11 protein-coding genes and 1 other RNA gene are annotated in these 10,281 nt (G+C 69.8%); all 12 read right to left on the bottom strand.

The genetic code is table 11. The features are described 5' to 3' along the window. Window positions 1–131, bottom strand: a non-coding RNA gene (gene ssrS / locus VGT06_00195) — 6S RNA; the annotation flags it as partial. A 76-nt stretch (window positions 132–207) separates the two neighbouring features. After that, window positions 208–507, bottom strand: a complete 300-nt coding sequence (locus VGT06_00190) for a cell division protein ZapA (GenBank protein ID HEV8661552.1) — start codon at window positions 505–507, stop codon at window positions 208–210. Continuing rightward, window positions 507–791, bottom strand: coding sequence for a hypothetical protein (locus VGT06_00185; GenBank protein HEV8661551.1), 285 nt, complete (start codon window positions 789–791; stop codon window positions 507–509). The genes VGT06_00190 and VGT06_00185 overlap by 1 nt, the downstream gene beginning before the upstream one ends. Before the next feature lie 24 nt (window positions 792–815). Further along, window positions 816–3,218, bottom strand: coding sequence for a phenylalanine--tRNA ligase subunit beta (gene pheT / locus VGT06_00180; GenBank protein HEV8661550.1), 2,403 nt, complete (start codon window positions 3,216–3,218; stop codon window positions 816–818). Between the two features lie 2 nt (window positions 3,219–3,220). Continuing rightward, window positions 3,221–3,742: a YbaK/EbsC family protein gene (locus VGT06_00175; GenBank protein HEV8661549.1), complete on the bottom strand. Its 522-nt coding sequence runs from the start codon at window positions 3,740–3,742 to the stop codon at window positions 3,221–3,223. A gap of 18 nt (window positions 3,743–3,760) precedes the next feature. After that, window positions 3,761–4,780: a phenylalanine--tRNA ligase subunit alpha gene (pheS, locus tag VGT06_00170; GenBank protein HEV8661548.1), complete on the bottom strand. Its 1,020-nt coding sequence runs from the start codon at window positions 4,778–4,780 to the stop codon at window positions 3,761–3,763. A 75-nt stretch (window positions 4,781–4,855) separates the two neighbouring features. Continuing rightward, window positions 4,856–5,215, bottom strand: coding sequence for a 50S ribosomal protein L20 (gene rplT / locus VGT06_00165; protein HEV8661547.1), 360 nt, complete (start codon window positions 5,213–5,215; stop codon window positions 4,856–4,858). A 54-nt stretch (window positions 5,216–5,269) separates the two neighbouring features. Further along, on the bottom strand, window positions 5,270–5,467 hold the full coding sequence (rpmI, locus tag VGT06_00160; protein HEV8661546.1) for a 50S ribosomal protein L35: 198 nt from the start codon (window positions 5,465–5,467) through the stop codon (window positions 5,270–5,272). A 16-nt stretch (window positions 5,468–5,483) separates the two neighbouring features. Further along, the gene (gene infC, locus VGT06_00155; protein ID HEV8661545.1) at window positions 5,484–6,125 is read right to left on the bottom strand and encodes a translation initiation factor IF-3; all 642 of its coding nucleotides are present in this window, start codon (window positions 6,123–6,125) and stop codon (window positions 5,484–5,486) included. Beyond that, complete coding sequence (gene thrS / locus VGT06_00150; protein HEV8661544.1) at window positions 6,100–8,118, bottom strand: threonine--tRNA ligase; 2,019 nt, start codon at window positions 8,116–8,118, stop codon at window positions 6,100–6,102. The genes infC and thrS overlap by 26 nt, the downstream gene beginning before the upstream one ends. Before the next feature lie 303 nt (window positions 8,119–8,421). Then, on the bottom strand, window positions 8,422–9,570 hold the full coding sequence (locus tag VGT06_00145) for a tyrosine-type recombinase/integrase (protein HEV8661543.1): 1,149 nt from the start codon (window positions 9,568–9,570) through the stop codon (window positions 8,422–8,424). Between the two features lie 52 nt (window positions 9,571–9,622). Next, a partial coding sequence (locus VGT06_00140; GenBank protein HEV8661542.1) for an AAA family ATPase occupies window positions 9,623–10,281 on the bottom strand: 659 nt, incomplete at its 5' end.

Below are 10,281 nucleotides of genomic sequence, written 5' to 3'. Positions count from 1 at the left end.
GGGTGCCCCGTCGGCGCTTTAGGCTTCCCGCTCCCGAAGGGCGGGCCTGCACACCACGCCGGGAAGAGGGCTCCCAGGCTTCGCGTGTTGGCTCAAGGAACACTGCCCCATCACGAACACGGTAGGGGATGCGGAACTCTCCCGTACCACTCCGCGTGCGCCACTCTCCTCCGGCCTCGATGTCTGGCCCTCCCTCCGACCGCGCCCTCACGCGCGGGCGGAGACCACCTGATCGAGAGACTGGCTCAGCTCTGCGATCTTGGCCAGCGCGGTCGCCGTCTCCCGCTCCCGGGCCTCCCCCAGCTTAAACAGCTCATCGGCGATGTTGAGGGAGGCCAGCACGGCCATCCGGACCGAGGGCATGGCCGGGGCCCCCTTCGCCACCTCGTACAGCTTCGTGTCCACGTACTGGGCGACCCGCCGGATGTACGCCGGGTCCTCGCTGGCCCGCAGGGTGTACCGCTCGCCGAAGATCTCCACCTGGGAGACATGCTCGTCCGCTGGCATCAGTGCCGCTCCCTCAGGGCCGCCTCGGCCCTGGCGACCTCCTCCACGAGGCCATCCAGGCGGGAGCGGATCTCCTCCCGCTCCGCCTCGAGGCGCTGCAGGGAGGCCCGGAGGTGCTCCTTCTCTTGTTGCTCCCGCCGGACGGTATCGGTCAGCGACTCCATCCGGCGCTCCAGCTCCTGCAGCCGGGCCTCCAGGGCCTCCTTCTGGGTCCGGGTCTCCTGGAGGATCGCCACCGCCTCCCGGACCTTCCTCTCCAGCTCCTCCAGCCGGTCCATGAGCATCGCCGCCCCCGCCGCCCACGCCGTTTACCGGATGCTGGCCCCCAGCTCGGCCTGCAGCCGTGCCAGGACTTCCCCGTGGGCCGCGTTTACCTCGGCATCGGTCAGGGTCCGGTCGGCGGCCCGATAGGCCACCGAGAAGGCCAGGCTCCTGTGACCGGCCGGGATCTTCTCCCCCTCGTATAGATCGAAAAGCGTGACCGCTTCCACCAGTGCCCCACCGGCCGCCTCGATCACCGCCCGGACCCGGGCAGCCGGGAGGTCCGCCGGGACCAACACCGCCACGTCCCGGATCACCGCCGGGAACCGGGGGAGCGGCCGGTGCTGGGCCACCGGGGTCGCGCGGGCCAGGAGGCGATCGAGATCTACCTCGAAGGCCGCCGGTCTCCCCCCGAGCCCCAGGCGGGCACAGACCTCCGGGTGGACCTCCCCTGCCGACCCCACGGCCTCCCCGCCCGCCAAGACGACTGCCTGACGTCCGGGGTGCAGGTACGGCACATGCCCTTCCGCGCCAAAGGCGATCGGGATCCCCAGGGTCCGGCCCAACGCTTCCAGCGTCCCCTTCGCGTCGAAGAAGTCGACGGCTCCGGTGTCCCCACTCCAGTGGATCCACCCGCGCGCGCCGCTGGCCACGGCGGCCAGCCGCCCTTCCTCCCGGGGAAGCCGCTCCCCGGCGATCGGGCGATAGACGTGGGCGACTTCGAAGAGCCACGCCGACCGGATCCCATGGCGCTCGTTGGTCAGCAGGTCCTGCAGGAGGGCAGGCAGGAGGAAGGTGCGGAGCAATGTCTCCCCGCCCCCCAGCGGATTCCGGATCCTGACCGCATCCCGGAGCGGGTGACCGGGCGGCAGCGTGAACGTATCAAACGCCTCTTCTCTTGTAAAGGAGAAATTGACCACTTCCTGATACCCGGAGGCGACCAACAGGCGCCGGACGGCTCCCTCGAGCCGCCTCTCCTCCAGGCGGGCGGGCATCACCGCCCGGCCGGCAGGAAGGGAGGCCGGGATCTTCTCGAAACCCTGGACCCGGGCGACCTCCTCGATCACGTCGATCTCCCGGGTCACGTCGGCTCGCCAGGAGGGGACCGTGAGCGCGAGACTCCTCCCGCGCCCGCGTCGGACCGCGAAGCCGAGGCCCCGGAGGATGCGGCTCGCGGCGGCCGCCTCCACCGGCGCCCCCAGGATGGCCGCTGCTCGGGGCAGGCGCAGGGTCACGCGGCGCGGGACGAGGGGAACCGGCTTCGCGTCCAGGAGGCCGGGGGCGACGGTCCCCCCGGCCGTCTCCTGGATGAGATGGGCCACCCGGTCGGCTGCCCCCGCCGGGGCCCCGGGGTCCACCCCCCGCTCGAAGCGGTAGGAGGCCTCGGTCAAGAGGCCGAGGGCCTTGGCGGTCCGGCGGACGCTCAGCGGGTCGAAGATGGCGCTCTCCAGGAGGAGGTCGGTGCTGTCCGGGCGGACCTCGGTGCCGGCCCCCCCCATCACCCCCGCCACGGCCACCGGGTCGGCGGCGTCCGCAATCACCAGCATCCCGGAGCTGAGAGGGCGGGTGACCCCATCCAGCGTGGTCAGGTGCTCCCCCGCTCGAGCCCGGCGGACCACGACGCGCCGCTCCTTCAACAGACTGAGGTCAAAGGCGTGGATCGGCTGTCCGACCTCCAGCATGACGTAGTTGGTGGCATCCACTACGTTATTGATCGGCCGAATCCCGCACGCTTCCAGCCGGCGGCGGAGCCAGAACGGCGAGGGACCGACCCGCACGCCCCTCATGACCCGGGCGACGTAGCGCGGGCACAGGTCGGGGTCGGCGATCTGCACCCCCGCCAGGCGCTTCGCCGCCTCCTTGCCCTCCCGCGGAAGTCGGCGGGGCACGGTGAGGCGGGAACCGGTGAGCACCGCCACCTCCCGCGCCACCCCCAGGTGGGAGAGGCAGTCCCCCCGGTTCGGCGTGACGGCGATCCCCAGGAGGTGGTCCGCCACGGGGAGGGCTTCCTGGAGCGGCCGCCCCAGCGTGAGCGGCCCCGGGAGGATCAGGATCCCGTCCCCATCGGGGCCGAGGCCCAGCTCCCGCTCGGAGCACAGCATCCCCTGGGAGCGCTCCCCCTGGATGGGCGTGGCCTCGATCCGCCGCCCCCCGGGGAGGACGGCGCCGGGGAGCGCGACGGGGACCCAGTCCCCCGCCCTGACGTTGGGGGCCCCGCAGACGATCGGGAGGGGTTCCCCGCCGACGGTTACCCGGCAGCAGGTGAGCTTCCCGGAGATCGGGTGGGGGGCGGTCGTCTCGACCCGGCCCACCACCACCTGGCTGAAGTCCCCCCCCACCGCCTCGACGGCCTCCACCTCGAGGCCGGCCATCGTCAGGCGGCTCGCGAGATCCGCCGGCGGGGGAAGCTCGCCCAGGAACTCCTTGAGCCAGGCGTAGGAGATGCGCACGGCTAGTGGCCTCCCGGGTCGGCGGGAGCGACCGAGACGAGGCGCGCCCCCGTGGCCCGGACCAGCTCCTGGGGGCTCACGCGGAGCATGGCGCCATCGCTCCCCCCCCCGGCGTAGACCACAGATTGCTCCAGAACCCGCGCTTCCACCAGGACCGGGAGCCGCTGCCGGTGGCCGAAGGGAGGCATCCCCCCCACGGCGTACCCAGTCAGGGCCGACGCCTCCTCGGGGCGCGCCAGGCGGGCCTTTCCCGCCCCCAGGGCGGCCGCCAGCGCTCGGGCATCCACCCGGCCGGTTCCGTTGCTGATGACGAGGTGGGGGGCACCGTCCACCAGGAAGATCAGGGACTTCACGATCTGGGCGGTGCTGACCTTCAGGGCCGCCGCGGCCGCTTCCACCGTGGGGGTCTTCCCCCCCGGGTGGACGAGCTCCGCCGCGACGCTCCGCTCCCCGATGGCGCGGGCCACGTCGGCCTCGGTGAGCAGCGGCGGCGTCGTCATGGACGCGCGGCCCTCGCGCCGCACCTCTCCTCCGCCGCCGCGCTACACGGCATGGAACTGCTCCAGGAACCGGAGGTCGTTCTCGAAGAAGAGCCGGATGTCGTCGATGCCGTAGCGCAGCATGGCGATCCGCTCCACCCCCATCCCGAAGGCGAAGCCGGTGAACCGCTCGCTGTCGTAGCCCACGAACCGGAAGACCTCCGGGTCCACCATTCCCGCGCCCAGGATCTCCAGCCACCCCCCCTGGGAGCAGACCCGACACCCGGCGCCGCGGCAGATGACGCAGGAGATGTCCACCTCGGCGCTCGGCTCCGTGAAGGGGAAGAAGGAGGGGCGGAACCGGAGGCCGGTAGCCTCGCCGAAAAACAGGCGGACGAAGGCGGTCAGGGTCCCCTTCAGGTCGGCGAACGTGACCCCCTCGTCCACCAGGAGTCCCTCCACCTGATGGAACATGGGGCTGTGGGTCACGTCGGCGTCCCGGCGGTACACCCTCCCCGGGACCACCACCCGGACCGGCGGGGGCTGGGCCTCCATGACCCGGACCTGGACGGGGGAGGTGTGGGTCCGGAGGAGGACCTCGTCAGTGATGTAGAAGGTATCCTGCATGTCCCGCGCGGGGTGGTCTCTGGGGATGTTCAGCGCCTCGAAATTGTAATAATCCAGCTCCACCTCGGGGCCCTCGGCCACGGCGAAGCCGAGGGAGGCGAAGATCTCCAGGATGTCCTGGAGCGTGGCTGTGAGAGGGTGCAGGCCGCCCAGCCGGGGGGGGCGGCCGGGGAGGGTGATGTCCAGGCGGTCGGCGGCGAGGCCGGCCCGGGTGGCCGCGCGCAGCGCCGCGCGCCGGGCCTCGAGCGCGCCCTCGATCGCCGCCTTGACCGCGTTGGCCCGCTCCCCGACGACCGGACGGGCCTCCGGGGCCAGTTCCCCGAGCCCGCGCAGGATGGCCGTGAGGGTTCCCCGCCGGCCGAGGAAACGCACCCGGAGAGCCTCCAGGGCGGGCTCGTCGGCAACCGCGAGAGCGGCCGCGGCCTCGCTCTCCAGGGCATCCAGCCTCTTGAGCAGGTCCTGCATGGGCCTCGTCAAAAAGTTCGCCCCGACCGAGATCGGGGCGCAGGTGCTCGTCCGGCGGACCGACCGCTACGCCGGGGTGGCCGCCTTGGCCGCCTCGGCCAGCCGCTCGAAGGCTACGGCGTCCCGGACCGCCAGATCCGCCAGGATCTTGCGGTCCACGGTAATCCCTGCCGCCCGGAGACCATGCACCAGGCGGCTGTAGGACAGGCCATGGAGCCGGGCGGCCGCGTTGATGCGGGTAACCCAGAGCCGCCGAAAGTCCCGCTTCTTGGCCCGCCGGTCCCGGTAGGCGTACTGCTGGGACTTGTTCACCGCCTCCTGGGCGCTGCGGTAGGCCTTGCCCCGCTTGCCCCAGAACCCTTCCGCCTTCTTCAGCACCCGGTTCCGCCGGCGGCGGGTCACCGGGCCTCCCTTCACGCGTGGCATGCGTGGGCTCCTTTGTCAGCCGCTCGGCCCCGCGGGGCCGAGCCGGACGGTATCCTACAGATAGGGGACGAGGCGCCGGATCCGCTTCACGTCAGCCGGGTGGATCAGGTCGCCGTGCCGGAGGCGGCGCTTGCGGGCGCGCGATTTCTTGGTCAGGATATGGCTCTTTCCCGCCCGGTAGCGCCGCACCTTCCCGGTCCCGGTGGCCTTGACCCGCTTGGCCAACCCCCGCTTGGTCTTCACCTTCGGCATGCCGACCGCTCCTCCTTCAGGACTTCGGGGAAACCGGCGGGGGTCCTGCCGCCCCCCCACCTGGGCCTCCCCCCGTGGGCCCGGCCGAGCCGGAGCCGGCCGCAGCGGCCGCCCGCTCGGCCCGGCGCACCTCCGGCCGCGGCGCCAGGATCATGGTCATGTTGCGGCCCTCGAGCCGGGGGCTCTGCTCGATGAGGGCGATCTCCTTCAGGGTCTCGGCCAGCCGATCGAGCAGCCGCTTCCCGAGCTGGGTGTGGACCACCTCCCGGCCCCGGAACATGATGGTCACCTTGGCCTTGTGCCCGGCGCGCAGGAAGCGATCCACGTGCCGGGCCTTGAAGTTGAAGTCGTGCTCGTCGGTCTTGGGTCGCATCTTGATCTCTTTGAGCTGGATGATGACCTGCTTCTTCTTCGCCTCCTTGGCCTTCTTGGACTCCTCGTACCGGTACTTGCCGTAGTCCATGATGCGGCAGACCGGCGGCTTGGCTAACGGCGCCACCTCCACCAGGTCGAGGGAGAGAGCCTGCGCCTTCTCCAGGGCCTCCTGAACGGGCAGGATGCCCAACTGGACCCCGTCGGGGCCCACCACCCGAACCTCCTTCACCCGGATCCGGTCGTTGATGCGGATCCCCCTACTGATGGACCTCACCTCCTCCATGACCGGGGCCGCGGCCACGCGGCACCGGCATCACCTCCCGCGCGCGCACCCAGACCAGAAAATCCCCCATCGGCATCTGTCCCAGGTCCGTCTGCCGGCCCCGGGCGCGGACGGAGACCTCCCCCCCCGCGGCCTCCCGGTCGCCGACGACCAGGATGTACGGCACCTTCTGCAGCTCCGCCTCCCGCACCCTGAACCCCACCTTCTCGTTGCGGGCGTCCAGCTCCGCCCGGAGCCCGCCCTCCTGGAGGGTCGCGGTGACGGTCCCCGCGTAGCCCTGATGGCGCTCCGCGACCGGGAGGACCCGGACCTGGACGGGGGCCAGCCAGAAGGGGAAGGCCCCCGCGTAGTGCTCGAGCAGCACCCCCAGGAACCGCTCCAGGGAGCCGAGGAGCGCCCGGTGGATCATGAAGGGGCGGTGAGGTCGGTTGTCCTCCCCCACGTACCCGATGTCGAAGCGCTCCGGCAGGTTGAAGTCGAACTGGATCGTGGTGCACTGCCAGGGGCGCCCCAGGCTGTCCTTGATCTTGAGATCAATCTTGGGACCGTAAAAGGCGCCGCCCCCCTCCTCCACCTGGAAGGGGAGCCCGGCCTGGCGGGCCGCCCCCTTGAGGGCCTCGGTGGCGCGCGCCCACATCTCCTCGTCCCCCACCGCCTTCGGGGGCCGGGTGGCCACCCAGGTCTCGAAGTCGGTGAACCCGAAGGTCCGGAGGATGAAGAGGCTGAAGTCCACGCAGCGGAGGACCTCCGCCTCCATCTGGTCGGGCCGGCAGAAGAGGTGGGCGTCGTCCTGGGTGAAGCCCCGGACCCTGAGCAGGCCGTGGAGGACGCCGGACCGTTCGAATCGGTAGACTGTCCCGAGCTCCGCGTACCGCAGCGGGAGGTCCCGGTAGGAGCGGGGTTTCGCCCTGTAGATCATGATGTGGAAGGGGCAGTTCATTGGCTTCACGTAGTAGTTCTGCCCCTCCAGCTCCATGGGGGCGTACATGTACTCCTGATAGAAGTCCAGGTGGCCGCTCGTCTTCCAGAGCAGCTCCCGGCCCACGTGCGGGGAGTACACCAGGTCGTAGCCGCCGCTGAGGTGCGCCTCCCGCCAGAAGTCCTCGATGAGCTTGCGGACCAGCCCCCCCTTGGGGTGCCAGAGGATGAGGCCCCCGCCCACCTCCTCGGCGGTGCTGAAGAGGTCCAGCTCCCGCCCCAGCCGCCGGTGGTCCCGGCGCTTGGCCTCCTCGAGGCGGAAGAGATGTTCCTCCAGCGCCTTCCGGTCGAAGAAGGCGGTCCCGTAGATGCGGGTGAGCATCGGCCGGCGCTCGTCCCCCCGCCAGTACGCCCCGGCCAGATGCGTGAGCTTGAAGGCCGGGATGTAGGAGGTATCCGGCACATGAGGCCCACGACAGAGGTCCAGGAACTTCCCGGTCCGGTACCAGGAAACCGTCGTCGCGCCCGCCTCCGCCTCGCCGCTCAGCTCCGCGTCGGGCCGGGAGGAGCCGGTCGCCCGGAGCGCTTCTAGAATCTCCACCTTGTAGGGCTGGCCCGACGCCCGCGCCTCCTGGAGGGCCGTTTCGAGCGGGACCTCGGTCCGCTCATAGGGGAGGCGGGCCTTGGCCAGCTCGGCCATCTTGGCCTCGATGGCCGGGAGGTCCTCGGGGGTCAGGGGACGCGGGGTCTGGACGTCGTAGTAGAACCCGTCGGCAATGGCCGGCCCGATGGCGAACTGCGTGCCGGGGAAGAGTTCCTGGACCGCCGCTGCCATCAGGTGGGCCGCCGAATGGCGCAGTAGCGGTAGCGCTTCGGGATGCTCCGGGGTCACCGGCTCCACCCGCGCCCCCGCGGGGACCGGGGCCGCCAGGTCGCGGAGGACCCCGTTTACCTTGACGGCCAGCACCCGCTCCGGCCGCGGGAGCCCCGCCGCCCGCAGCAGGTCGCGGGCGGAGGCGGCAGCCGGAGCCGGCCGCTCAGTGCCGTCGGGCATGAGGAGCACGACCTGTTTCATCCCATCACTGCGGACAATCCCGCCCTTGCGAAGACACGAATAGGGCACCGCGGGCAACCCGGCCCCGCGATGCCCTACATCTCCACCACCGGCGTCCGGTGGGATCCCTTCGGAATGGTAGGCACGGGCGGTCTCGAACCGCCGACCTCTTGCGCGTCAAGCGCATCCTGTCCTTTCAAGGTGTTCCAGCCTATTCCAGAAGAGTCCAGATTGTCAAGCACTTAGGCCCCCTGAGGCTTCGGGCTGCTCCAGAAGGTTTCGGCCTGTTTTAGGGCCTCCTGTTTCCCAATGTTTCCCAAGCACCTACTCCGGAGCAGGGAGGGCCTTCGTCGCCAGCGCGTCCAGCCGGGCCGCCTGCTCAGCGCCGAGGGCCATCTTCCCCGCCAGCTTGCCGTATACGTCCATCGTGAGCTTGATACTGCTGTGCCCCACCCGCTCCTGGATCTGCTTCGGGTGCGTCCCGGCCTCAACGTGCAGGGCGATGAAGGTACGCCGGAAGTCGTGCGGCCGGATCCCCTCCACGCCGAGCGCCTTGAGGGCCGGGGCGAAGTGCCGGCTCCGGACGTTCCCCGGGTAGAGCGGGGTCCCGTCCTCGCTCGGGAAGACCAGGCCCAGGGGATTCGGGGAGCCGTTCTGCGTCTCGCGGTGCGCCTCGAGGAATGGGAACAGGGGCGCCGGGATCTCCACCGCCCGCTGGCCGGCCTCTGACTTCGGCTCCGCGATCGCCCACCGTGGCTCCCCGGCCTTGCAGTCCTTCTTTCGGCGCCAGATGACCTGCCGCTGGATGAGCAGCCGGCGGTGGCGGGCGTCGAGGTCGCTCCAGCGGAGTCCCAGGGCCTCTCCGATCCGGAGGCCGCAGAAGGCCATCACCAGGAACAGCACCCCGTACACGCGCCCGACGTGCTCACAGAGGAGCCGCACCTGTTCCGCCGTCAGATACCGGAGCTCGCGCTTCGGGACCGGGAACCGGCGGACCGCCTCCATCGGGTTGACGTAGATGCGGCCCTTCTGCCGGGCGTCCTTGAGCAGCGTCCCCAGGACCGTCCGGCAGATCTCCACGCTCCGGGGGCCCGGCTCCCCGCGGGAGAGGAGGTCCGCCTGCCAGCGTTCGATGCGCTCGGCGCCGAGGCGCTGGAGCGGGATCGGGCCGAAGGCCGGGATGAGGTACTTCTGGACGGCCCACTCGTGGAGCGCCGCTGTGTTGGGGGAGACCGTGGGCCGCCGGCGGGCCAGCCAGTCCAGGGCGAAGTCCCGGAAGGGAATCGGCCTCGGATCCACATAGGTGCCCTGGCGGATGTCCACCCGCACCGTATCCCGGAACGCCTTGGCCTCTTCCTCCGTCTTGAAGGACCGCCAGCGGAGCCGCTTGCTCTCAGGATCCCGCCAGCCGACGGAGAAGGGGCTCGGGCGGTCGGGGCGCTTCCGGATCCCGTCTTTCATCTTCTCGCCCATCGCTCAACCCTCCTCTATGACGTCGTATGCCCTGCGAGTGCTATCCTGAGTGTCACGCCTCCTCGTCCTCGCGGATGGGCCGTGATTTAGTGGCGACTTCAACGATAAAATCGAGTACCGTTGATATCTCTGGGTCAATTTGGTCCCTTGGTATATAGCGAGCCAAACGGTGATAGTCAGTCTTATTCATAAGATTAGGGAGACCGAGCTTGGTGAAAAAGGCTTGAAATAGACGATCCAAAAACTCACCGCTCACCTTGGTTTCCACCCACCAGCGATCTGCCGGATTACGCTGGGCCGCCTTTGGGACAAAGTCTTCGATGCATTCTTGCATGACACTACGTCGCCTTTCGGCCTCTGCGCGCTCAAACAAGGGTCCCTGTGCTGCCAGCTGGGGAGAGGCTTCGGCGTAGGCCAGAAGGGTTTCTACCGTGCAGATGTAGTTCTCGATCTCGCGACGTTGCCACATTAGCTCCTTGAGCTCGGGCCGATCCTGGAGCGATTGATCCAAATGGTCGAATAGAGCGAAACCTACGAGATCCTGCTTGGCCTCGCGCAACCCATAGAAATGGTCACGCGCCTTCTGAGGCTTGTTCTCGACATAGTGGACAAACGGGCGTGCAAGCAAGGCAGATGCATTATGGTCTAGCCTCTCTGAAAGAGCACGCAGTACAGCGAGATCAGTTGAGCCTTCCAGGTAGAGAACCCATC

It is taken from the genome of Candidatus Methylomirabilis sp., from assembly GCA_036000645.1.
In the GTDB taxonomy this organism is placed as follows: domain Bacteria; phylum Methylomirabilota; class Methylomirabilia; order Methylomirabilales; family JACPAU01; genus JACPAU01.
The sequence above is the reverse complement of the archived record's forward strand: the minus strand, read 5'-3'. Positions and strand labels throughout refer to the sequence as shown.